At 62.3% G+C, this 23,000-nt stretch carries 18 protein-coding genes; 13 read left to right on the forward strand and 5 right to left on the reverse strand.

Annotated elements, in window-relative coordinates:
* Positions 1-178: 178 nt before the first annotated feature.
* Positions 179-1,951 (reverse strand): sensor domain-containing diguanylate cyclase, encoded by a 1,773-nt coding sequence (locus V6M61_RS02575; protein ID WP_332774996.1) that lies wholly within the window; start codon positions 1,949-1,951, stop codon positions 179-181.
* Between the two features lie 400 nt (positions 1,952-2,351).
* Here V6M61_RS02575 and V6M61_RS02580 point away from each other — a divergent pair, with 400 nt between their 5' ends.
* From V6M61_RS02580 to V6M61_RS02600, 5 genes are all read left to right on the forward strand, one after another.
* On the forward strand, positions 2,352-3,638 hold the full coding sequence (locus V6M61_RS02580) for a class I SAM-dependent rRNA methyltransferase (protein ID WP_332774997.1): 1,287 nt from the start codon (positions 2,352-2,354) through the stop codon (positions 3,636-3,638).
* Between the two features lie 250 nt (positions 3,639-3,888).
* Positions 3,889-4,938, forward strand: a complete 1,050-nt coding sequence (locus V6M61_RS02585; protein ID WP_332774998.1) for a CobW family GTP-binding protein — start codon at positions 3,889-3,891, stop codon at positions 4,936-4,938.
* A 346-nt stretch (positions 4,939-5,284) separates the two neighbouring features.
* Positions 5,285-6,340, forward strand: coding sequence for an RNA polymerase-binding protein DksA (dksA, locus tag V6M61_RS02590; protein ID WP_332774999.1), 1,056 nt, complete (start codon positions 5,285-5,287; stop codon positions 6,338-6,340).
* A 32-nt stretch (positions 6,341-6,372) separates the two neighbouring features.
* Complete coding sequence (locus tag V6M61_RS02595) at positions 6,373-8,247, forward strand: STAS domain-containing protein (RefSeq protein WP_332775000.1); 1,875 nt, start codon at positions 6,373-6,375, stop codon at positions 8,245-8,247.
* A 312-nt stretch (positions 8,248-8,559) separates the two neighbouring features.
* A complete protein-coding gene (locus V6M61_RS02600; RefSeq protein ID WP_332775001.1) occupies positions 8,560-10,092 on the forward strand; it encodes a Fic family protein in 1,533 nt (510 codons plus the stop codon).
* Between the two features lie 455 nt (positions 10,093-10,547).
* Here V6M61_RS02600 and metK read toward each other — a convergent pair whose 3' ends face one another.
* Positions 10,548-11,729, reverse strand: a complete 1,182-nt coding sequence (gene metK / locus V6M61_RS02605) for a methionine adenosyltransferase (RefSeq protein WP_332775002.1) — start codon at positions 11,727-11,729, stop codon at positions 10,548-10,550.
* A 172-nt stretch (positions 11,730-11,901) separates the two neighbouring features.
* On the opposite strand from metK, the gene V6M61_RS02610 reads away from it, so the two are divergent.
* Both V6M61_RS02610 and V6M61_RS02615 read left to right on the forward strand, forming a co-directional pair.
* Entirely contained in the window at positions 11,902-12,750 is an 849-nt protein-coding gene (locus V6M61_RS02610; protein ID WP_332775003.1) for a lysophospholipid acyltransferase family protein, read from the forward strand.
* A 14-nt stretch (positions 12,751-12,764) separates the two neighbouring features.
* On the forward strand, positions 12,765-13,643 hold the full coding sequence (locus V6M61_RS02615; RefSeq protein WP_332775219.1) for a lysophospholipid acyltransferase family protein: 879 nt from the start codon (positions 12,765-12,767) through the stop codon (positions 13,641-13,643).
* 126 nt (positions 13,644-13,769) lie between these two features.
* Here V6M61_RS02615 and yihA read toward each other — a convergent pair whose 3' ends face one another.
* Positions 13,770-14,501 carry a ribosome biogenesis GTP-binding protein YihA/YsxC gene (gene yihA, locus V6M61_RS02620; RefSeq protein WP_332775004.1) on the reverse strand — a complete coding sequence of 244 codons (732 nt, stop codon included), beginning with the start codon at positions 14,499-14,501 and terminating at the stop codon, positions 13,770-13,772.
* 169 nt (positions 14,502-14,670) lie between these two features.
* Between yihA and V6M61_RS02625 the strand changes: the two genes are divergently transcribed.
* The 5 genes from V6M61_RS02625 (at position 14,671) to V6M61_RS02645 (ending at position 20,932) form a co-directional block, all read left to right on the forward strand.
* Positions 14,671-15,306 carry a c-type cytochrome gene (locus V6M61_RS02625; protein ID WP_332775005.1) on the forward strand — a complete coding sequence of 212 codons (636 nt, stop codon included), beginning with the start codon at positions 14,671-14,673 and terminating at the stop codon, positions 15,304-15,306.
* A gap of 160 nt (positions 15,307-15,466) precedes the next feature.
* Complete coding sequence (locus V6M61_RS02630; protein WP_332775006.1) at positions 15,467-17,737, forward strand: cytochrome c biogenesis protein ResB; 2,271 nt, start codon at positions 15,467-15,469, stop codon at positions 17,735-17,737.
* An 11-nt stretch (positions 17,738-17,748) separates the two neighbouring features.
* Positions 17,749-19,116: a c-type cytochrome biogenesis protein CcsB gene (gene ccsB / locus V6M61_RS02635; RefSeq protein ID WP_442957722.1), complete on the forward strand. Its 1,368-nt coding sequence runs from the start codon at positions 17,749-17,751 to the stop codon at positions 19,114-19,116.
* An 83-nt stretch (positions 19,117-19,199) separates the two neighbouring features.
* Positions 19,200-20,198 (forward strand): protein-methionine-sulfoxide reductase catalytic subunit MsrP, encoded by a 999-nt coding sequence (msrP, locus tag V6M61_RS02640; protein WP_332775008.1) that lies wholly within the window; start codon positions 19,200-19,202, stop codon positions 20,196-20,198.
* 92 nt (positions 20,199-20,290) lie between these two features.
* Positions 20,291-20,932 (forward strand): sulfite oxidase heme-binding subunit YedZ, encoded by a 642-nt coding sequence (locus V6M61_RS02645; RefSeq protein WP_332775220.1) that lies wholly within the window; start codon positions 20,291-20,293, stop codon positions 20,930-20,932.
* Between the two features lie 23 nt (positions 20,933-20,955).
* Here V6M61_RS02645 and lysA read toward each other — a convergent pair whose 3' ends face one another.
* Both lysA and V6M61_RS02655 read right to left on the reverse strand, forming a co-directional pair.
* Positions 20,956-22,242, reverse strand: coding sequence for a diaminopimelate decarboxylase (gene lysA, locus V6M61_RS02650; protein ID WP_332775009.1), 1,287 nt, complete (start codon positions 22,240-22,242; stop codon positions 20,956-20,958).
* A 171-nt stretch (positions 22,243-22,413) separates the two neighbouring features.
* Complete coding sequence (locus tag V6M61_RS02655; protein ID WP_332775010.1) at positions 22,414-22,635, reverse strand: lipoprotein; 222 nt, start codon at positions 22,633-22,635, stop codon at positions 22,414-22,416.
* Positions 22,636-22,647: 12 nt separating this feature from the next.
* On the opposite strand from V6M61_RS02655, the gene cyaY reads away from it, so the two are divergent.
* Positions 22,648-22,983: an iron donor protein CyaY gene (gene cyaY, locus V6M61_RS02660; RefSeq protein WP_332775011.1), complete on the forward strand. Its 336-nt coding sequence runs from the start codon at positions 22,648-22,650 to the stop codon at positions 22,981-22,983.
* Positions 22,984-23,000 lie beyond the last annotated feature (17 nt).

A 23,000-nucleotide genomic window follows, 5' to 3' on the forward strand; every position in this document is an offset into this window, starting at 1 on the left:
GTTCACCTTTGGGGTGACAACGCTACGCACCCGATTGAGCCGCCCTGGCGCGTGCTGGCGGCGTTGCTCCTCCTTGCAGGCATCAGCCTGCTGCCTCGTCACGCCTTGCCAGCCCACCCCATGCCGACCCACTCGGGCGCGTCCAACTGCGGTTTCTAGGTTAAAGGCAAGCCCTGACTCAGTGACTCAACCTGGTCCTGGCGCGCCGGGGCAGTGCTGTCACCTCTCCCAGCATGAACACCGCGCGCCGGCTTTCGGCGGGCGCTGAGGCCAGGCGCTCTTCGAGTTTGGCCAGGATGCCGGCTGCCAGGGTGCCGTGCTGGGGCACCAGCGCGCAAGCCACGCGCACCTGGGCCACGCAGTCGACATGCAGGCCCTTGTAGGGCATGAGGCAGCGCGCCACAATGCGCGGGCCCAGGGTGGCGGCATCCTCGGTGGAGAACGGGCCTTCGATCAGCATGCCAAAACGGCGCTCTGACAGACGCGCCGCGCTGTCGATTTCGCGCGCCGTGGAGAGCAGCCGCGCGGCCACCCGCAAGGGCAGGTCATCGGCGGCCTTGCGCCCGAAATCCCGGTGAATGCTTTCGGTGTTGACGATGTCGATGACCATCACGGCGCTCTGGTGCTTGAGCCGCCCGGAGCGGGCAATCATGCGGCTCAGGCGTTCGGTGAACACCTGTCCGTTGATCAGGCCCGTGGCCGGGTCGACCCGGTCCAGCCCCTGGAGGCGGCGTGTGTTTTCGCGGCGGTGCTGGCTGCGCAGCATCAAGATCACCAAAATGAGGGGCAGCTCCAGCGCCACCCCCAGCTGCAGGCCGTGCTGCGTCAGAAAGCTGATCGGCACCAGTGCGGCATTGCGCGCCAGGATGTAAGCCGATGCGGCCATGACGGGCAAAAACCCGGCCAGCAGCCACGGCGCAAAGCGGTCGCCCCGGCGCCAGGCCCAGACCATGACATAAAGCCCGAGCACCTGGGCCAGCAAAATATAAGCCAGGGTCAGCGTCGAGCGCTGTCCCGGTGACACGACGCTCAGGAGGGCGGCCAGCGCGAGGCCGAACACCGCCACGCCCGCCATCGTGCGGTGCAGGCGCATCGAGCGCTCCGGCAGGGAGACCGCCGCAGCAATGAACAGCAGGGTGACCGCCAGTTCCAGCGTCGGCAGCACCGACGTCGACATGTCGTTCCACCAGGGCGCGTCGGGCCATAAATGCAGTCCGGCAATGCCCGTGACGGTGGCCTGCGTCATGGCCATCAAGCTCACGCAGAGGGCGTAAAAACCGTAGGCCGGGTCGCGCAGGGACAGCGCGCTGAGCGCGGACAGCAGCATGGCCAAACCGGCCAGGCCAAAGAAGATGCCCAGGATCAGCGAGACGCGCTGCTCGCTGCGGCTCAGATGGCTTTCGCTGACGAAATCGAGCGGAGCGCTGAAAGAGTGGCCGTTTTCCAGCCGCAGCAGGTAATGGGTGGGCACTTCGGCCGATACCGCGATGGGCAGCAGGGGGTGGCGGTGCGGTACGGGCCAGCCGCGCACGGGCACCAGGTCGCCGGCATGCTGCCCGTTCCACCGGCCGGCGCTGTCCAGGGTGTAGAGCGAGGCCCGGTTGATGGAGGGGTAGGGCACCTCCAGGTACCAGCGCTCGGCATCGGGAGCGGGCGGCACGGTAAAGCGGATCCACAAGGCCTGGCCGGTGCCCAGCGGGTAAATGGCCTCGGCCTGCGTGGGCTGCCACGTCAGGCCCGCAGCGGTGGTGATCTGTTCGGGGGTGAACCGGCCGCTGCTGTCAATCCAGTAGTCGGCCCAGTCCTTGAGGGCCACCGGTTGGGCGCGGGTGTCCAGGTCCAGCACCGCGCGTGCCGAGGCGGCAGGACTGATCAGTCCCAGCAGCAGTGCTGCCCATAAGGCCGGCAGCAGGGCAGCCCATGCCGCCTGCCAGGAAGCGGTGGCTTTCATTTCAACTTTCAATTTAATCGAGTCCCTGTATTCACTGAGCACATGCCAACAAATGCTTAAAAAGTACTAATTTATGGGCCGAACCATCAAGTACACCACAAATCAGCCGGTTTGACGGCCCTGGCCGGGCCGGAGGTTTCAACCTAGAAACCGCAGTTGACCGCTCATTGCCCGCTGGCAGGGCCGCATGAACACACGCTTATTCGCTCACGCACGAGTTCACCTTTGGGGTGACAGCGCTACGCACCCGATTGAGCCGCCCTAGGGTGCGCTGGCGGCGTTGCTCCTCCTTGCGGGCATGAGCCCGCAGCGTCGTCACGCCTTGCCAGCCCACCCCATGACGGCCCACTCGGGCGCGTCCAACTGCAATTTCTAGGTTCAAACCGCGACAATAGCCGGCATGAAATCAATACGACTCAAGGAAGGCAAAGAGCGCTCTTTGCTGCGGCGCCACCCCTGGATTTTTGACGGTGCGATTGCCAAAGGGGGCGGCGATGCCGGCGAAACGGTGCGCGTGGAGAGCCACGATGGTCAGTTTTTGGCCTGGGCGGCGTTCAGCCCCAGCTCCAAAATTCGCGCCCGGGCCTGGAGCTTCAAGGAGTCCGAGCGCATCGATGCTACATTTTTCGAAGCGCGCATCGCCCGTGCCATCAGGGACAGGGACCTGTTTGACATCCAAAGCGATGGCTGGCGGCTGATTCACGGCGAGTCCGACGGCTTGCCCGGCTTGGTGGTGGACCGCTATGCCGACACGCTGGTCGCGCAGTTTTCCAGCTGCGGCGTGGAACGCTGGAAAAGCGTCATCGCACCGGCTTTGCTGGCCCAAACCGGGCTGAAAAAACTCTACGAGCGCTCCGACGCCAGCGTGCGCTCGCTCGAAGGCTTGCCCGAGGCGACGGGATGGTTGAGTGGTGCCCCCACGCTTGTCGCTTCGCGTGCCTCCGGCGTTGCGCTGCCCCTTTCAGCACAAACAGGGGCTAATTTTCCTGGGGGCGGCCCGGCGGAAAATTGCAAGGGGACGGAAATTATCATTACCGAGCACGACTGGAAGTTGAGCCTGGACATTGCCGAAGGCCATAAAACCGGCTTTTACCTGGACCAGCGCGACAGCCGCCGCAAATTTGCCGAGTACGCGCGCCGGCTGAACTTCCAGCGTGTGCTCAACTGTTATTGCTACACGGGCGGCTTCACCGTCGCGGCGCTGGCCGGCGGAGCGGCGCATGTCACGTCGATTGACTCATCCGGCCCGGCCCTCGAACGGGCCAAGGCCAATGTGGCGCTCAACGGCTTTGACGCCGGCCGAACCACGATGCTGGACGCCGACGTCAATGCTTCGCTGCGGCAGTTCCAGAAAGAAGGGCGCAGCTTCGATGCCATCGTGCTGGATCCGCCGAAGTTTGCACCCACTGCGGCCCACGCGGAGCGCGCCGCCCGGGCCTACAAGGACATCAACCGGCTGGCGCTGAGCCTGCTGGAGCCCGGCGGCGTGCTGTTTACCTACTCGTGCTCCGGGGGCATCAGCGCCGACCTGTTCCACAAAATTGTGGCCTCTGCCGGGACGGACGCCGGGGTGGATGCCTTCATCAGCGAGCGCATGGGCGGCGCGCCCGACCACCCCATGACCATCACCTTTCCGGAAGGCGAATACCTCAAGGGGCTGGTGCTGATCAGGAAAGAGGACGCTTAAAGAAGGCGTTCAAGTAGTCGAACCGGGCTCTTTCCCTTGTGGAATGTGCGCTAACAGCTATTAAAAGTATAGCGAAAATCGTGCCGCCACGGGCCCGGCGACCCGTCCGGGTACTTGACACAAGCTGTAAAGTAACTAGTGGCAAAAGTGGTATTGGCGGCGTACCCTAGAGGGTTTACGGGCCGCTAAACTCCCCAGCTTGGTATTTTGTTCCCAGGTACAGTAGTCCCTCCATTTTTAGGCTGACACCATGAGTTTGATTCCCGTCACCATCCTCACCGGCTTTCTCGGTTCCGGTAAAACCACGCTGCTCAAGCGCATCCTGACCGAAGCCCATGGCCAGAAGATTGCCGTGATCGAAAACGAGTTTGGCGAAGAAAACATCGACAACGAGATTCTGGTCAACGACACCCGGGAAAACATCATCCAGATGAACAACGGCTGCATCTGCTGCTCGATTCGCGAAGACCTGCGCGAAACGCTGCAGCTGCTGGGGGCCAAAAAACGCAAGGGCCTGCTCGACTTTGATCGCGTGGTGATCGAAACCACGGGCCTGGCCGACCCGGGTCCGGTGGCGCAGACCTTCTTCATGGATGAAGAGATTGCCGAGCAGTACCTGCTCGACTCGATTTTGACGCTGGTCGATGCCAAGCACGCCAGCGCCCAGCTCAATGACCGCCAGGAAGCGCGCCGCCAAGTCGGTTTTGCCGACCAGATCTTCATCAGCAAGGCCGATCTGGTGGCCGACGACGAGGTCAAGGCGCTGATGCATCGCCTGACGCACATGAATCCGCGCGCACCGCAGAAAGCCGTGCATTTCGGCGAGGTGGCGATTTCGGAGGTGTTTGACCTGCGTGGTTTCAACCTCAATGCCAAGCTCGACATAGACCCCGACTTCCTCAAGGCAGACGACCACGCTGACCACGACCATGAGCATGGCGAGCACTGCAACCATCCGTCACACGCGCATGACGACGACCACGGCCACCATCACCACCATGATGACGATGTCAAAAGCTTTGTGTTCCGCTCCGACCAGCCTTTCAGCCCGGCCAAGCTGGAGGACTTCCTCGGTGCGGTTGTGAATATCTACGGCCCGCGCATGTTGCGCTACAAGGGCGTGCTCAATATGGAGGGTACTGAGCGCAAGGTGATTTTCCAGGGCGTGCACCAGTTGATGGGCAGCGATCTGGGCCCGGCCTGGGGCGCTGACGAGAAGAAAAACAGCAAGATGGTGTTCATCGGCATTGACCTGCCCAAAGATATTTTTGTGCAAGGGCTGGAGCAGTGCCTGGTTTGAGGTAGGCTGTCCGAACATTGCGCACAAAGCGCAGGAGGGCTACATGATTGTCTCGATTCTCCAACGTTTTGGTTTCCGGGTGTCACAGCGCCCCGGTGAGCCGCTACAATCGCGCGCCGACCAAAATACCCGGAAAGCCAAATCGGGAAGCCAGCAGGAAAGCCGGGAAAGCCGGGGAAGCCGGGCAATGGGGCAGGAGGGGCAGAAAAAAAGCAGCGTGACAAAAACAAGCATGAGGGCTGCCTTGAATGCTGCCGCTGCCAGCGTGGCGGCAGACAAACCAGGCAGCCAGGCCGGGAATCAGTCCGAGGTTCATCCACAGGCGGATTCCCAGAGGAGACAAACCATGAAAGCCCAAGCGAAGAAAACCAAGGCACCCGCCAAGGTCGCGGCCAAACCGGCCGCCAAAGCCAAACCTGCTGCCAAGGCAGCCGCCAAAGTGGTCGCCAAAAAGCCGGCCAAGCCTGCTGTCAAGCCAGTAGCCAAACCGGTTGCGAAAAAAGCGGTCAAGGTCGCAGCCAAACCCGCACCGAAGGCCAAACCGGTGGCCAGCACCGTGAAGAAAGCCGCCAAGCCCGCCACCACCAGCAAGAAAGCAGCGCCCGCCAAAGTGGCGGCCAAACCGGTCGCCAAGGCCGCCGCGAAACCTGTGACCAAGCTGGAGGCCCCCAAAGCCACCGCCAAGCCCACGCCTGTGGTGGCCAAGGTGGTGAAAGCCGCCAAAGTCACGCCGCCGGCCATCGCGCCGGCACCCGCCCCGGCTCCCAGGCCCGCGCTCATTGCGCCGCCACCGGTTTCCAGGCCGGGCCGCAGGGGCGCGCTCCGAAGTGCCCTCCAAACGACTCCTCCCGCACCTATGGTGCCTACCCATGCGCCTGACGCAGCCAAAGCCAGCTACACCATAATGACTGAACGTGTGATCGTGCCGCCACCCCATGTGGCCGCCAAAAAAGACCCCAAACTCACCAATAACTGGAAAACCAAAATGGCCGAGCAGTTGACTGACGAAGAAGTCAAGGCGATGCCGGATGCCGAGTACATGAACGAGAAGCAGCTGGCCTTTTTCCGCTTCAAGCTCTCCACGCTCAAACAGGACATCCACAACAGCGCCGGCGAAACCACCGAGCACCTGCGCGAAGACACCGTCGTGGTGCCCGATCCCGCCGATCGGGCCACCATTGAAGAAGAGCATGCGCTGGAGCTGCGCACGCGCGACCGGGAGCGCAAGCTGCTGAAAAAAATCGAGCAGTCGATTGCCCGTATTGACTCCGGTGACTATGGTTACTGCGACGAGACCGGCGAGCCGATTGGCGTGGGCCGCCTGATTGCGCGCCCCACCGCCAACCTGTCGCTTGAAGCCCAGCAGCGGCGCGAGCTCAAGCAGAAAATGTTTGGCGATTGAATTCAAGCGGCTAGCGCTCATACTGTCACGTCATGGCCAAAGAAGACACCGCATCGGGCTTGCTGTCCAAGGTAGTGAAGTTCGTCCGCAATCCGGCGACGAGCTGGTCCGACCTGGATGAGAAGGAGACGGACCGTGAGGAGGCCATGAGCAAGCAATTGCTCAAGGAAATGATAGAGCGCAAGCGGCGCAATGACTTCGTGCGCAAGCGTGAATTTGACATGCTGCGCAAGATGCGCAAGCGCGAAGCCATGGTCGGGCACGATCCGGGCGGGCGGCCCTCCTTTTTTCAGAGCAGCATGCCCTCCAAACCGGACGACCGCGCTTCGACGCTCAAGAAAATTGACGAGATCGAAGCCCAGATGTCCATGCAGTGGTGGAAAAACAAGCAGGGCAATGCACCGGCCAATGCGGCCAATCCTGTCAATCCGGCCAGTCCGCCAGGCCCGTCAGGTGGCCCCAGGCTCAGCACCCACAGCCCGCTGCTCGACAACGCGCTGCCCGCCAGTTACCTGAAGACGGCGCCTGCGCCACTGCCCCGCACGGTAGACACCGCTCCTCAGGCGCTGGCACCGGCTCCGCAGCCCGGCTCTGTTTCCCTGTCAGCGCCAACACCGCCGACAACAATGGCTCCCGTCCAAACGCAAGAACCCACGCCTGTGCCTGCTGCGGCGGCGTCCAGGCCAGCCAGCCCGCCTGCCTCCAAGGCACCGGCCGCTGTTGCAGGCAGTGGCTACGACAGCGGCAGCTCGGGATTCTCTTCATCCAAGATCACGGTGATGGACGTGCTGAACGAGGTGGCGCATGACCCCGAACTCGAAGAAGCCTCCATTCGGTTTGCCAATGGCGACGATGCGGGCGCAGAAGCAGGTTTGCTTGAAACGCTGGGCCCCAATGGCCCCCGCGCCGGCCACCCGGAAACCTGGCTGGCGCTGTTCGACCTGTACCGCGCCACCGCCCAGCAGGACAAATTCGAAACAGCCGCCATCCAGTTTGTCGAGCGCTTCGATCGATCGGCCCCGCAGTGGTTTTCCATGCCGGCGATGGTGCAGCAGCTAAGCACGCCTGCTGCGGGCAAACCGGCCGGCAATGGACCGGCGGCCGACTGGATTTGCCCCTCCGCGATGGGCATCCAGACGGTGGCGGCGCTCAAGGTGGCGCTGGGCAAGGCTCCCATGCCCTGGCGTCTTGACTGGCGCAACCTCAAAACCATTGACGCTGCTGCTGTTGGGCCTTTGTGCAAGGTGTTTGGCAGCTGGTCTGCCCAGCCGGTGCAGTTGCGTTTCATGGGCGAAGCCCAGCTTCAACAAGTCTTGCAGGCCGCAACGCCTTCCGGCCAGCGCGACACCTCCCAGGACTGGTGGCAGCTGCGCATGGAGGCCTTGCGCGTGATGCGCCGGCCCGACGATTTCGAACTTGCCGCACTCGATTTCTGTGTGACCTACGAAGTCTCGCCGCCCGCCTGGGACAGTGCGCGCTGCGAGTACAAGTCATTGGGACTGCAAGGCGACCCGGCTCCCGGGCAAGCCATCATTGGCGATGTGTACCGGGACTCGGTTCCATCGAGCATCAGCAGCGCCATGGAGGGCGATACGCTGATGGAGGGGCAGAGCTCGCAGATGAGCAACCTCCTGACGGTGGAGTTGTCCGGGCAAATCCAGGGAGACGCCATTGCCGTGCTTGACAAGCTGGAAGCCAAGCTGATGGGCGCCGACATGATGGTGATCTCCTGCGCCAAGCTGATCCGGGTGGATTTTTCTGCGGCGGGCACCTTGCTCAATTGGGTGTCCGCCCGCGAAAGCGAGGACCGGTCCGTGCAGTTTTCCGACGTCAACCGTCTGGTGGCCGCGTTCTTCAACGTCATCGGCATCACGGAACATGCCCGGGTGATCACCCGCACAGACTGAGTGCGAGTGAGTGAGTACCGCCGGCCCGTTTCGTGCGGGTTGCCGGATATAAGTCAGCAGCCGACTTCTTCACAACGCAACACAAATTGCCCTTGCCATCCGGCAGGCATCCATATAAGTCCGGGATGACAAACCGGGGGCAAGGGTTTAACTGAACGGTATTGGTTCTAGGCGTGATTCTGGACCGCTCTCCCTCTCGCCAAGGCCATAGGGAGGTTGTTTCGATGTAGATATTTTTTTGTAAAATAGATAAAAAGTAGATGTTTTTGAAGGTCTGTAGACGTTTTTCCAATAACCAGGGCCTTTCCGTCCATGACCGCTGCCACCGCTCGCACCTATCTGGGTTATGAGGCGCTCATCCGTCGGTTCAACCTGCGGGTGCCTCCTTTGCGCCGGGTTTTCATGGCTACTGAGCGCACGATAGAGACTCATGCCCGCACGTCGGATGGCGATGAGCGCATCGAACTGCCCCTGCAGCGCTTGTCGGACACTGAGTCCTTGGTGGGCCAGCTGACGTTTGCCCTCAAGCGCGAACACCTGAACCTGACGGTCCTCGGAGCACTTTTTGAGCGGGATGAGGCCTTGACGACCGTCCAAGAATGGCTCCGTGAAAAACCGAGCTCGCGCTACTCGCGCACTGCCGGCCATCTGGCGACGTGGCTCACCGGGCACCAGTTCGACTACACCCTGCCGCCGGGCAGCCCGCGGGTTTCCTTGTTGGATGAGGATGAGTACGTCACGGGCCCGGGCGTGTCCGACCCCAAGTTCGGCGTCATCAATAACGTCTTGGGCAATCAGGCGTTCAGCCCCCTGGTGCGGCGCACGGACAAGCTCACCACCTTGCTCAACGAAGGCCTTGCTGACAAGGTTAAGGCTGCGCTGAGCACCATCGAGCCGGAGATGCTCTCGCGAGCGGCGGACTACCTCTACCTGTCGGAGACGCGCTCGACCTACAACATCGAGAACGAAATTCCGGACAACAACCGGGCGGCAAAGTTTCGACGGTTGCTGGAGTCGGCAGGGGAGCCTGGGGCGCTGAGTGAAGAGCAGCTGTGCCAGTGGCAGAACCAAATTGTCAGCCCCCTGGTTGCCGAGCACCAATACCGCTCAGTCCAGAACTGGCTTTCTCGCTCAGGGCGGCCTCGCAACATCGCCGACTTCATCCCGCCGGCCCCTGACCAGGTGGGCCTCATGATGGAAGGTGTTGCTGCGGTCGCGGCTTCTGGGTCGACGGGCGAGTTCGACCCAGTCCTGGCGGCCGCTTGTGCTTCGTTCGGCCTGGTCTACGTTCACCCGTTCCTGGACGGCAACGGGCGGCTCCATCGCTTCTTGCTGCACCACCTGCTGCGGCAGTCCGGGTTCACGCCGGCCGGCGTCGTGTTGCCCTTGTCATCCCGCATGCTCAAGCAGCTGGAGCGATACTCGACCTTGCTCAAGAGCTACTCGCGCCCTCGCACCGCGCAGCTGGAGTACCTGCTCGACAGCGACAGCGGCACCATCCTGGTCAAATCTGCACAGCCTCGCTGGCTCTATGCTTACTTCGACGCGACCGAAGTCTGCGAATTCATTCTGGATTGCTGCAAGCTCTGTGTGGAGGAGGACCTCCTGTCAGAAGTCCTTTACCTGCGCGCCCATGACGAGACTGTCAAAGCGCTGGAGTCCTGGCTGGACATGCGCCAGTCACAGCTCAACACGCTCATCGACGTTATCGTGCAAGGCAATGGCACCCTGTCCAACCGCAAGCGAAAGTTGGCAGAAGGACTCACCGACGAGCAGTTGCTTAAGGTCGAAGCCACAGTGAGTGAGCACTTCGCTGCGTACATCGACAGCCGGGCCCTGACGTAGACGTTTTTTGCGACCACGGGAGAAAAGTAGAAGAATCCGGGGCGTGGAAGATGTTTTCGCAAGGGCAGGCGTCTCAACTAGGCGTTTTGTGAACGATGCGGGCCCCGTTTTCCAGGAAGGGTTTCCTCTGTAACCCTGCTGGCGACCAAAGGTACGGAGATACCCACGTGAAGTGAGCAGTCCACGCCGATGCTGCTCAGAAATTCTGCAAGAGCAGCCCGCGTGAGGAAGTGGCGCCTTTGGCCATCAGCTTGTTAACACCCGACCCCCCATAAAAAAAACCACCCGAAGGTGGTTTTTTTTATGATCGTTTGCAAAGCCCCAGCGGACCTGCCTTATTTGAGGCCCGCCGCAGCGCGAAGCGCAGCGGCCTTGTCTGTTTTTTGGTCGCCACTAACATCGCTGCGCGATATGAGTGTCGCCCACGTACCGATACCGGGCCTGGCCCGGCGGCCTTACAGGCCGGCTGCCGCGCGAAGCGCAGCAGCTTTATCGGTACGTTCCCAGCTGAACTCGGGCTCGTCACGGCCGAAGTGGCCGTAGGCGGCGGTTTTCTCGTAGATCGGGCGCAGCAGGTCCAGCATCTGGACGATGCCTTTCGGACGCAGGTCGAAGTGCTGATTGACCAGTGCGGCGATCTTGTCGTCGGGGATCACGCCGGTGCCTTCGGTGTACACGGTCACGTTCATCGGCTGCGCCACTCCGATGGCGTAGGCCACCTGAATCTGGCACTGCTTGGCCAGGCCCGCCGCCACGATGTTTTTGGCCACATAGCGCGCGGCGTAGGCGGCCGAGCGGTCCACTTTCGTGGGGTCTTTGCCGGAGAACGCCCCGCCACCGTGCGGGCAGGCGCCGCCGTAGGTGTCGACGATGATCTTGCGGCCGGTCAGGCCGCAGTCGCCCTGCGGGCCGCCAATGACGAAGCGGCCGGTCGGATTGATCAGGTACTTGGTGTCTTTCAGCCACTCTTTGGGCAGCACCGGCTTGATGATCTCTTCAATGATGGCTTCGGTAAACGAGGCCTTCATCTTGGTTTGCGTTTCGCTCTGGTCGGGGCTGTGCTGGGTGGAGAGCACCACGGTGTCTATGCTGTGCGGCTTGCCGTCGACATAGCGCATGGTCACCTGGCTTTTGGCGTCAGGGCGCAGAAAGGGCAGGCGGCCGTCCTTGCGCAGTTGGGCCTGGCGCTCCACCAGGCGGTGCGCGTAGTAGATCGGCGCGGGCATCAGCTCGGGCGTTTCGTCGCAGGCATAGCCGAACATCAGGCCCTGGTCGCCGGCGCCGGTGTTGAGGTGGTCGTCGCTGGCGTGGTCCACGCCCTGGGCGATGTCGTTGGACTGCTTGTCGTAGCAGACCATGACGGCGCAGCCCTTGTAGTCGATGCCGTAGTCGGTGTTGTCGTAGCCGATGCGCTTGATGGTGTCGCGCGCGACCTGGATGTAGTCGACGTGCGCGTTGGTGGTGATCTCGCCTGCCAACACCACCAGGCCGGTGTTGGTCAGGGTTTCGGCGGCCACACGGCTGCGCGGGTCCTGCTTGAAGATCGCATCCAGAATCGCATCGGAAATCTGGTCGGCGACCTTGTCGGGATGGCCTTCGGAGACGGATTCGGATGTAAAGAGAAAATCGTTCGCCATTGCGTACACTCCATGAAGTTTGTCGGCGCGTTGCCGGCTGGGGTGCTTCGGCGAACGCTTTAGCAGTTTGGTTTAATGTCGCCCTGCAAGTTGTTCAGTAACTCGGCGACTGGCAAATTATAGTGGCTTCTGCATTTCGCCCCCGGCGCCCGTCATTTTCATTGCTCCCTACATGCTCTGGTTATTCCGATTTTTCTCCCGCTGGCCGCTGCCGGTCCTGCACGCACTGGGCGGCGCGCTGGGCTGGCTGGTCTGGGGCTTGAGTCCGCGCTACCGGGCGCAGTTTCGTGCCAATGTGGCGCAGGCCGGCCTGGCGTTTGACGCGGTTCGCCCTGCGATTGCCGAAGCCGGACGCTTTGTGGCCGAGCTGCCGCCGTTGTGGATGCGGCCACAGACCGAATCGTGCCTGGGCAATGTGACCCTCGAGGGGCAAGCCCATGCCGAGCAGGCGTTTGCGCAGGGCAAAGGAGTGATTTTTTTCGGCCCGCATTGCGGCAGCTTTGAACTGGGGCCGCAGGCGCTGGCCGAGCTGTACGGGCCCATCACCGCCATTTACCGGCCGGCGCGCCAGGCTTGGCTGGCCGCACTGCTGCAGACTGCACGCCATCGACCGAACCTGACGGTGGTGCCCGCCTCCTTGAGCGGCATCCGTCTGATGCACAAAACCCTCAAGGCCAACCAGGCCGTGGCACTGCTGACCGACCAGGTGCCGCCCGAAGGCCTGGGCATCTGGGCGCCGTTTTTTGGCAAACCGGCCTACACCATGACCCTGGCGGCACGGCTGGCGCTGCAAAGCGGGGCGGTGATGCTGCCGGTCAGCTGCGAACGCCTGCCGCACGGACGCGGCTATTTCCTCAAAATCTGGCCGGCGCTGGCCGGACTGGACGCCGCGCCCAAATCCGACCTGCTGCCCACGGTCACGCAGATCAATCAGGCGATTGAGGCCATCGTGCTCAGTCAGCCCGGTCAATATTTGTGGGGCTATGCGCGCTACAAGACACCACGCAAGGAAGCCCTTTGAAGACGCCCCACCAGATGGCCAGTGAGTTCACGACCCGGGCCGGTATCGCATTCATGCGGGTGCTTGCCATCTTGCCGCTGTCCTGGGTCCGGGCCCTGGGCGCGCTGCTGGGCTGGCTGCTGTATGTGCTGGTCGGGTCGCGCCGGCGGGTGGTTCAGGCCAATTTTTCCCTGTGTTTCCCCGAGCGCTCCGAGGCAGAGCGGCGCCAGCTCACGCAACAGACTTTCATCTATTTCGCGCAAGCCTGGCTGGACCGCAGCTGGCTGTGGCATGCGCCGCAGGCCTGGGTCCAGCGGCGGGTGCAACTGACCGGCGCCGTGCAGGAGCTGGCAGGCACCGAGCCGACGGTGATTTTTTTGCCGCATTTTGTGGGCCTGGATGCTGCGTGGGCGGGCGTGGCTTTGCAGGTCCCGAGGCCATCAACCACGATTTACACGGACCAGTCGAACAAACTGGTTGATCAATGGATACTGCGTGGCCGCCAGCGCTTTGGGAACCTGCGCCTGTTTGGACGGGCCGATGGCGTCAAGCCGATTGTTGCCGCGCTGCGCGAAGGGCAGCCGCTGTATCTGTTGCCCGACATGGATTTCGGGCCTGACGATTCCGTGATGGTGCCTTTTTACGGCCTGCCGACGGCGACCGTGCCCTCGCTGTCGCGCTTTGCGCGGCTGGGCCGGGCCAAGGTGCTGCCCTTGTTGCCGCGCATCACGGCCAGCGGCTACGAGGTCGAGGTGCTGCCTGCATGGGCGGATTTCCCGACCGATGACCCGGTGGCCGACGCGGCCCGCATGAATGCCCGGCTGCAGGATTACATCGCCACCATGCCGGCGCAGTACTTTTGGGTACACAAGCGCTTCAAAACTCGGCCCGAGGGTGAACCGTCGCTGTATTGAGTCTGCGGTGGTTTTTAAGCCTTATTGGTCTCAAACCCAGCAGGTTTCAATCACGTAGCTATGTTTTTGATAGCAAAATGCGCTCGTTATTACTGGACTGCAGGCCTGTTTCATGCATAAAAATGTTCAGGCGTCGGGGCTGGCGGGCGCAGCGGCCGGTGCCGCAGGGGCCACCTTGTCTGCCGGGTGGACCCAGTCCCACAAATGCTGGGCCACCTCTTCAACGCCATGCCGTTTGAGCGCAGAAAAGAGTTTGACCTCTCCGCCACCGGCCTGCAGCCGCACCACCGACAGCACCTTGGCCGCCTCGGTCTTGTTGAGCTTGTCGGACTTGGTCAGCAGCACCAGAAACTTCAGGCCGTCTACCACCCGGGGCCGGATCACGTCGAGCAGGATTTCGTCGAGCTCGGTCAGGCCCAGGCGCGGATCGCACAGCAGCACGATGCCCTTGAGGTTGTCGCGCGTCTGCAGGTAATTGGCCATGACCTGCTGCCAGCGCTGCTTGGCGCTTTTGGGCACGGCCGCGTAGCCGTAACCCGGCAAATCGGCCAGCACGGCATCGGTCACCCCCTGCTTGCCGAGGGAAAACAGGTTGATGCTTTGCGTGCGTCCTGGGGTTTTGGAGGCGAACGCCAGCCGGTGCTGCTGCGTCAGGGTGTTGATGCAGGTGGATTTGCCGGCGTTGGAGCGGCCCACAAAGGCAATTTCGGGCACTTCCACGGTGGGCAGGTGGCGCAGCTCGGGTGCGGTGGTCAAAAATTTGGCTGTGTGCAGCCAGCCCATGGCGATCTTGGGATCGGGCACCGTGGTGGCGGAGGCGGGCGGGGCAGTGGAGGCGGCAGGGGGCGTGGTGGTCATGGTCGGGAGTCTGTGCGGTCAGGGCGCAAGCGGTGCGCGGTCGGCCCGTTGGGTGGAGGGCACCGACAGGCCAGAAAAAGGGGCGGCCTGAATAAACAGCCGTGTCTTCAAGCCATTGTAAAATCAGAAGGTTGCAAGTTTTGTTGCGCCAACTAATTAAAACCCCAATATGAAGCCGTTTGTTAACTTTTTACTGGCCGCCCTGCTGGCTGCATCTGCTGTTTCGTCTTTTGCCGCCGGCGAAGCCGCACCGGCCAAGGTCGCCAAGCCCGATCTGGTCAAGGGCGAGGCCAGCTTCACGGCCGTGTGCGCCAGCTGCCACGGGGCCGACGGCAATTCCGGCACACCGGGCAACCCCAAGCTGTCGCAGCAGCACCCTGAATACCTGGTCAAGCAGTTGCAGGAGTTCAAATCCGGCAAGCGCAACAACGCCGTCATGAAAGGCTTCGCCAGCGCCCTGAGCGATGACGACATGAAAAACATCGCCTGGTGGGTCACGTCCAAAAAGGCCAAACCCGGTTTTGCCAAGGACAAGGAGCTGGTCTCCATTGGCGAGCGCATTTACCGCGGCGGCGTCAGTGACCGCCAGATTCCCGCTTGTGCCGGCTGCCACAACCCCACCGGTGCCGGTATTCCTTCGCAGTACCCGCGCCTGGGTGGCCAGCATGCCGACTACACGGCCACGCAGTTGACGGCTTTCCGTGACGGCGGCCGCAAAAACAGCCCGCCCATGAGCCAGGTGGCGGCCAAGCTCAATGACAAGGAAATCCGGGCGCTGGCCGATTACATTGCCGGACTGCGCTGAACGCGGTTTATTTTTGCTGAAAATGCACGCCGCGCAGCGGCAGTATTGAACCCAAGCCTCGAAAAACAATCACACCAAGGCGGGTCTTTCTGATGAAAGCCCGCCTTTTGTCTTTTTTGCCCGCCCTCCCACGCTACTCCCACGTTAATCCACGCCACGCATGACAGTTTCCACCCAGGGTCTCAGGCTCAGTTCCGGTTCGCGCACCTGGCGCGCCACCGTGGAGTTGCTGTCGTCGATGCGGTTTGCCATCTCGCTGCTGACCGTCATCTGCATTGCGTCGGTGATAGGCACCGTGCTCAAGCAGCAGGAGCCGCTGGGCAACTATGTCAACCAGTTCGGCCCGTTCTGGGCGCAGGTGTTTGGGCTGGTCGGCCTCAACACGGTGTACAGCGCCTGGTGGTTCTTGCTGATCCTGGCGTTTTTGGTGACCAGCACCAGCCTGTGCATTGCCCGCAACACGCCCAAAATCCTGGCCGACCTGAGCCACCTCAAGGAAAACGTCCGCGAGCAAAGCCTCAAGGCCTTTGGCCACCGCGCTGAAGGCAGCCTGGCTGAATCGCCCGAACAGGCGGCCACGCGCATCGGGCAAACGCTGGTGCACAGCGGCTGGAAGGTCAAGCTGCAGCAGCGCCCCACGTCGCAGGGCGTCGGCTGGATGGTGGCCGCCAAAAAGGGCGCGGCCAACAAACTGGGCTACATCGCCGCCCACAGCGCGATTGTGCTGGTGTGTGTCGGCGGCCTGCTCGATGGCGACCTGATCGTGCGCGCGCAGATGTGGATGGGGGGCAAATCGACCTACACCGGCGGCGGCCTGATTGCCGACGTGCCCGCCAAGCACCGCCTGGCCGACAGCAACCCGACCTTTCGCGGCAACCTGCTGGTGGCCGAGGGCACCCAGTCCAGCACGGCCCTGCTGAACCAGCCCGGCGGCGTGCTGCTGCAGGACTTGCCGTTTGCGATCGAGCTGAAGAAATTCATTGTCGAGTACTACTCCACCGGCATGCCCAAGCTGTTTGCCAGCGACATCGTGATCCACGACAAGGAAACCGGCGAAAAAATCCCGGCGCGCGTGGAGGTCAATCATCCGGCGCGCCACAAGGGTGTCGAGATTTACCAGTCCAGCTTTGACGATGGCGGCTCCAGCGTCACGCTCAAGGCGGTTCCGATGAACGCCGCCGGCAAGTCCTTTGAAATCCAGGGCACGATTGGCGGCACCAGCAGCCTGACGAACGGGCAAGGGGACGGCGCTGAAAAAATGACCCTGGAATACACGGCGCTGCGGGTCATCAACGTTGAAAATTTCGCGTCGGACAACAGCCTGGGTGCTACTTCCGGGGCGGACGTGCGCAAGGTGGACTTGCGCCAGGCCATCGATTCGCGCCTGGGTTCGGCCAACAAGACCGTGACACAGAAAGAGCTGCGCAACGTCGGCCCCAGCGTGAGCTACAAGCTGCGCGACGCGGCCGGTCAGGCGCGCGAGTTCCACAACTACATGCTGCCCGTGAAGATGGACAGCCAGCCGGACAGTCCGGCGGTCTTTTTGCTGGGCGTGCGCGAAACACCGGCTGAGCCCTTTCAGTACCTGCGCATTCCGGTCGATGAGCAGGGCAGCATGGACGGCTTTTTGCGCCTGCGCGCGGCGCTGGCCAACCCGGCGCAGCGGGAGCAGGCCGTCCAGCGCTATGTGCGCCAGGTCATTGCGCCGGACCGGCCCGAACTGGCCCAGCAGCTGGCCGCATCGGCATCCCGCGCCCTGAGCCTGTTTGCCGGCGCCGGAACTGCCAATGCCGGGAGTGCCGGGAACGCGGCCGATGGCAGCCCGCCCAAGACCGTGGCCGGGCTGCAGGCGATCTCCGACTTCATGGAGGCCAATGTGCCCGAAGCCGAGCGCAACCGCGCCAGCGAGGTGCTGGTGCGCATTCTCAATGGCGTGCTGTTCGAGCTGGCGCAGATGACGCGCGAGCAAAACGGCCTCAAACCTTTGCCGCGCGATGAAAAAACCCAGGCCTTCATGGCGCAGGCCGTGCTCAGCCTGTCGGATGCCCACCATTACCCGGCGCCGATGGCGTTCGAGCTGAAAGACTTCACACAGCTCCAGGCCAGCGTGTTCCAGGTGGCGCGTGCGCCGGGCAAGACCATTGTCTACCTGGGCTGTGCGCTGCTGATTCTGGGGGTGTTTGCCATGCTGTACGTGCGCGAGCGCCGCGTCTGGGTTTGGCTGACGCCCGGTGGGGCTGCTGCTTTCGGCGCGGGCCAAACAATGCCAGAATCTCTGAATACCTTCCCCTTGGGCTCTCCCCCAGGCTCCCCCCAGAACTCCCTTCCGGGCAGCCACGCCACGATGGCTTTGTCCGCCAACCGCAAGACCATGGACGGCGACAAGGAGTTTGAGATGTTGAAAACAAAACTGTTGCAGGCACCCTTATGAGTTCCACGAGCATGATTCCCGGCGCCACCACCACGACGCTCAGCGCCAGTGGTAGCACCCCCTTCAGTCTGAGCCCGGGCTACTTCGCCCGGCGCAATCCGCTGGACTGGGTGTTTGCCGTACTGGTCGCGGTGGGCTGTGTTTACGCCTTTGTCCGTTACAGCGCTTACATGGACGTGTACGAGAAGGGCATCTTGCTGGGCGCCATTCCGGCGGCGATTGCCATGGGCTGGTTCTGGCGGCCTTTACGGGTGCTGATGATGGTGGTCACCGGCTTTGCCCTGCTCGGTATCGCGTCCTACCAGGGCGAGCTGGCGCGGGCCGAGCAGGTGTTCTGGCTCAAGTACTTCCTGTCCAGCCAGTCGGCCATTCTGTGGATGAGCGTGCTGTTTTTCATGAGCACCATTTTTTACGGGCTAGGCATGTTCGTGGGGCGTGATGGTTCAGGCCAGAGCAGCGCCCTGGAGTCGCTGGGCTCGAAAATCGCCTGGGTGGCCGTGGGCATGGCCCTGATCGGCACCATGGTGCGCTGGTACGAAAGCTACCTGATGGGCGCCGACGTGGGCCATATCCCAGTCAGCAACCTGTACGAGGTGTTCGTGCTGTTTTGCTGGATGACGGCGGCGTTTTACCTCTACTTCGAAGCGCAGTACAAGACCCGCGCACTGGGCGCGTTTGTCATGCTGGTGGTCAGTGCAGCGGTCGGTTTTCTGCTTTGGTACACCGTGGTGCGCGAGGCGCATGAAATCCAGCCGCTGGTGCCGGCCCTCAAAAGCTGGTGGATGAAGCTGCATGTGCCGGCCAACTTCATTGGCTACGGCATGTTTTCGCTGTCGGCCATGGTGTCGCTGTCCTACCTGATCAAGCAGCAGGCGGATGAAACCCGCTGGTACAAGCTCACGCCTCTGTGGCTGCTGGGCGTGGTGCTGTGCTTCGTGCCGATTGTGTTCCGCAAATCGCCTGCGGATGTGGGCGGCAGCAATTACTGGGCGGGCTACCTGCTGGTCTCCGGCCTGATTGCCGCCGGCATTTTGCTGGGCCGCCGACGCATCGCCGCGCGGCTGCCGAGCTTTGAGGTGCTGGACGATGTGATGTACAAGGCGATCGCGGTCGGCTTTGCCTTTTTCACGATTGCGACCGTGCTTGGCGCGCTGTGGGCGGCCGAAGCCTGGGGCGGCTACTGGAGCTGGGACCCGAAAGAAACCTGGGCGCTGATTGTCTGGCTCAATTACGCGGCCTGGCTGCACATGCGGCTCATGAAGGGCCTGCGCGGCACGGTGGCCGCCTGGTGGACACTGGTCGGCCTGGCGGTGACCACGTTTGCCTTTCTGGGCGTGAACATGTTCCTGTCAGGACTGCACAGTTACGGAACCTTGTAGCGGCGTACTGAATCCTTGTAAGAAGTGGCTGCGTATTAAGACCAATCATTAATTCTCACCGACAACGACTGCAAGGAAACAGCATGCTGATCAAAACCAGTGCCAGCGGGTTTATTCACCCGGTCTCCAGCGAGATCACGCCCCAGGGCATTTACCGGAGCCGCCGCGAGCTCATCAAACTGATGGCCGGTGGCGCGGCCGGTGCTGCGCTGGCCAGCTGGGCCGGGCGCGAGGCGTTGGCGCAAACCGTGGCCAAACCCGGCAAACTGGCAGCCTTGGCGGGCGCCAGGTCCGCTGTGGCTGGCGCGGTGACCATGGAAAAAATCACCGACTACAAGGACGCCAGCAGTTACAACAATTTTTACGAATTCGGCACTGACAAGTCGGATCCCGCCAGAAATGCGCATACGCTGAAGACCACGCCGTGGACGGTCGAGGTCGAAGGCCTGGTCAAGAAGCCTGCGAAGTACACGCTGGAAGACCTGCTCAAGCTCAGCGCCCAGGAAGAACGCATTTACCGCCTGCGTTGTGTCGAGGGCTGGTCCATGGTGATTCCGTGGGTCGGCTATTCGCTGGCCGAACTGATCAACAAGGTCGAGCCGCTGGGCAATGCCAGGTACATCGAGTTCATCACCCAGGCCGATCCCAAGACCATGCCTTATGTCGGCTCGCGCGTGCTCGACTGGCCCTATGTCGAAGCGCTGCGGCTGGACGAAGCCATGCACCCGCTGACCCTGCTGGCCTTTGGCATGTACGGCGAGGTGCTGCCGAATCAGAACGGCGCGCCGGTGCGCCTGGTGGTGCCGTGGAAATATGGCTTCAAGAGCGGCAAGAGCATCGTGAAGATCCGCTTTACCGACAGGGAGCCGAAGACGGCCTGGAACAAGGCGGCCGCCAACGAATACGGCTTTTATTCCAATGTGAATCCCAACGTCGATCACCCGCGCTGGAGCCAGGCCACCGAGCGCCGCATTGGCGAAGACGGCCTGTTCGCCAAAAAGCGCAAAACCCTGATGTTCAACGGCTATGAGGCGCAGGTCGGGCAGCTCTACGCCGGCATGGACCTCAAGAAATACTACTGAAAATGGTTGCCCCCACACTCGGCACCGACGTGTCCTCGCTGCCCCCCGAGGGGGCGCAATCCGCCTTGGGGCGGCCCGGCGGCGGCTTCGCCGTGCAGAAGCTGTTGTTGCACCCTGCGGCGAAACCGCTGGTTTTCATCGCTTGCCTGCTGCCGTTTACCTGGCTCATTTACGGCGCGCTCACCAACAACCTGGGTGCCAACCCGGCGGAGTACCTGATCCGCGCGGCCGGCGACTGGACCCTGCGCTTCCTCTGTCTCACCCTGGCCGTCACGCCCTTGCGCGTGATCACCGGCATGTCCGCGCTGGCACGCTTTCGGCGCATGCTGGGCTTGTTCGTCTATTTCTACGTCGTCGTCCACTTGCTGAGCTACAGCTGGTTTGACATGGGTTTTGACGTGCCCGAGATCGCCAAGGACATCGCCAAGCGACCCTTCATCCTGGTGGGCTTTTCCGGTTTCGTGCTCTTGAGCCCCTTGGCGGCGACTTCGTTCAACCGCGCCGTCAAGGCGGTGGGCGCCAAGCGCTGGCAAGTGCTGCACAAGCTGGTTTACGTGATTGCGGGCCTGGGCATCCTGCATTTTTTCTGGATGCGTGCCGGTAAAAACGACTTTGCCGAAGTCTTTGTCTACGCCGCCATCATTGCCGTGCTGCTGGGGTGGCGCTTGCAGCAGTTCATCAAGAAAAATAGGCCTTTCCCCTTGATGAATTTGCGTAGTCAGCTATCAAAATAATAGCAAATTTCAACCCGGTCGGATCAGCCCGCCACCAGCTTTTCGTGGCGCATCTGGTCTTGCGCGTTCTCGCGCTGGCGAATCACATGCACCGCCGAGCCATCCACCAGTACTTCGGCGGCACGGCCCCGGGTGTTGTAGTTGCTGGCCATGCTCATGCAGTAAGCGCCCGCTGACAACACGGCCAGCAGGTCGCCAGACTGGACCGCCAGCGCCCGGTCGCGGCCAATCCAGTCGCCGCTTTCGCAGACCGGGCCCACCACGTCGTAGGTAGTGGCCGGCACATCCGAAGCGGCTGGGCTAACGGGAACGATGGCGTGAAAGGCCTGGTACATGGCCGGGCGCGGCAAGTCGTTCATGGCGGCGTCAATGATGCAGAAGTTCTTGTGCTCGCCGGGCTTGAGGTAAATCACCTCCGTCAGGCAGGCCCCGGCGTTGCCCACCAGCGAGCGGCCCGGTTCGATCATCAGCTTCCTGCCGCCGTAGCCGCGCGCGTCCAGCTTGGCCAGCAATTGCTGCCACAGCGCGTCGGCCTCGGGCGGGGCGTCGTTGTTGTAGTTGATGCCCAGCCCGCCGCCAAAGTCGATGTGTGCCAGCGGGATGCCGGCCGCTTCAATCGCCGCCACCAGGTCCAGCACCCGGTCCATGGCATCCAGGTAAGGCGTGGCGTCGGTGATCTGCGAGCCAATGTGGCAATCGATGCCCACGACCTGCAGACCCTTGAGCGATGCCGCATGCCGATAGACACGCAGCGCCTCTTCGTGGGCGACGCCAAATTTGTTGTCTTTGAGGCCGGTCGAAATGTAAGGATGGGTTTTCGGGTCGACGTTGGGATTGACCCTGATGCTGACCGGTGCCCGAAGGCCCATCGCCAGCGCCACCTCAGACAGCACCTCCAGCTCGGCCTCGCTCTCGACATTGAAGCAGCCAATGCCTGCGGCCAGTGCCTGGCGCATTTCGGTGCGGGTTTTACCCACGCCCGAAAAAATGACCTTGCGCATATCACCGCCGGCCGCGCGCACGCGCTCGAGTTCGCCGCCCGAGACGATGTCAAAGCCGCAGCCGGCCTGGGCGAACACCTGCAGCACCCCGAGCGAGGAATTGGCCTTCATGGCGTAGCAAATCTGCGCGTCGCGCCTGGCAAACCCGCGCTGGTAAGCGGCCAGGGCCGCCAGCATGGCGGCTTTGGAGTAGACGAACAAAGGCGTGCCGTGTTCGCGTGCCAGATCGCTGACGCGCACGTTTTCAGCGAACAGCTCGTTGCCGCGGTACGCAAAATGGGGGTGGCCGGGAAGGGTAGGGGTTGTCATGGACGGACGGGTTGTAAAAACGTGCTGTTTATTTCTATTGATTGCTAGGGATCTTAAGCAGTGCTTGGCCTGCAAGCCATGTCCGATTCAAGGTGGAAAGCTGCCCCGACCTTTGTTTTCAAGCTTTAAGCAAGCGGTAGCCTGCGTCCTGGCAAGGCGAGACCACGGGCTTCATCGGGCGGCCGAGGTCGGTGGGGCGGGCGCGATGGCGGCCGGGGCGGCGGTGCCTGTCTGGGCGGTCGGGGCTGGCTTGGGCACTGGCAGGAACAGCGGGCCTTTCTGGCCGCAACCCGGCAAAATGGCGAGGGCGCCCAGGCTGACCACGACAGCAGCAAGGCCATGACCGGCAACGAAAGCGCGCAAGCGGCCTAGAATTTGAAGCAATGCAAACATGATGGAATTGTAATGACCGACCTCCAATACCAGGACCTGGCTGAAACCGCGCTCAAGGCGGTTGAGTTGGCGTGCGACCGGATCAACGAAGAAACCGACGCCGATATTGATAACCAGCGGACCGGCGGCATGATCACGCTGACGTTTCGCAATCGCAGCCAGATCGTCATCAACCTGCAAAAACCCCTGCAGGAAATCTGGATGGCGGCCAGGGCCGGCGGGTTTCACTATAAATGCAATAGCAACCAGTGGATGGACACCAAGGGCGGCGGCGAGTTTTTTGCCAACCTGTCGCGCTATGCCAGCGAGCAGGCGGGGCAGGTGCTGGTTTTCAGGGCACCGGCCTGAATCGGGCAGGGTGGTTG

Source organism: Polaromonas sp., from assembly GCF_036676035.1.
GTDB lineage: Bacteria > Pseudomonadota > Gammaproteobacteria > Burkholderiales > Burkholderiaceae_C > Polaromonas.

Excerpts from the sequence above, each read along its gene's own strand:
- V6M61_RS02600 (WP_332775001.1), top strand. The coding sequence starts at position 8,560 with ATGACCGCTGCCACCGCTCGCACCTATCTGGGTTATGAGGCGCTCATC.
- V6M61_RS02575 (WP_332774996.1), bottom strand. The coding sequence starts at position 1,951 with ATGAAAGCCACCGCTTCCTGGCAGGCGGCATGGGCTGCCCTGCTGCCG.
- dksA (WP_332774999.1), top strand. The coding sequence starts at position 5,285 with ATGAAAGCCCAAGCGAAGAAAACCAAGGCACCCGCCAAGGTCGCGGCC.
- ccsB (WP_442957722.1), top strand. The coding sequence starts at position 17,749 with ATGATTCCCGGCGCCACCACCACGACGCTCAGCGCCAGTGGTAGCACC.
- V6M61_RS02595 (WP_332775000.1), top strand. The coding sequence starts at position 6,373 with ATGGCCAAAGAAGACACCGCATCGGGCTTGCTGTCCAAGGTAGTGAAG.
- yihA (WP_332775004.1), bottom strand. The coding sequence starts at position 14,501 with ATGACCACCACGCCCCCTGCCGCCTCCACTGCCCCGCCCGCCTCCGCC.
- cyaY (WP_332775011.1), top strand. The coding sequence starts at position 22,648 with ATGACCGACCTCCAATACCAGGACCTGGCTGAAACCGCGCTCAAGGCG.
- V6M61_RS02655 (WP_332775010.1), bottom strand. The coding sequence starts at position 22,635 with ATGTTTGCATTGCTTCAAATTCTAGGCCGCTTGCGCGCTTTCGTTGCC.
- V6M61_RS02615 (WP_332775219.1), top strand. The coding sequence starts at position 12,765 with ATGGCCAGTGAGTTCACGACCCGGGCCGGTATCGCATTCATGCGGGTG.
- V6M61_RS02630 (WP_332775006.1), top strand. The coding sequence starts at position 15,467 with ATGACAGTTTCCACCCAGGGTCTCAGGCTCAGTTCCGGTTCGCGCACC.
- V6M61_RS02625 (WP_332775005.1), top strand. The coding sequence starts at position 14,671 with ATGAAGCCGTTTGTTAACTTTTTACTGGCCGCCCTGCTGGCTGCATCT.
- V6M61_RS02580 (WP_332774997.1), top strand. The coding sequence starts at position 2,352 with ATGAAATCAATACGACTCAAGGAAGGCAAAGAGCGCTCTTTGCTGCGG.
- V6M61_RS02585 (WP_332774998.1), top strand. The coding sequence starts at position 3,889 with ATGAGTTTGATTCCCGTCACCATCCTCACCGGCTTTCTCGGTTCCGGT.
- metK (WP_332775002.1), bottom strand. The coding sequence starts at position 11,729 with ATGGCGAACGATTTTCTCTTTACATCCGAATCCGTCTCCGAAGGCCAT.
- lysA (WP_332775009.1), bottom strand. The coding sequence starts at position 22,242 with ATGACAACCCCTACCCTTCCCGGCCACCCCCATTTTGCGTACCGCGGC.
- msrP (WP_332775008.1), top strand. The coding sequence starts at position 19,200 with ATGCTGATCAAAACCAGTGCCAGCGGGTTTATTCACCCGGTCTCCAGC.
- V6M61_RS02610 (WP_332775003.1), top strand. The coding sequence starts at position 11,902 with ATGCTCTGGTTATTCCGATTTTTCTCCCGCTGGCCGCTGCCGGTCCTG.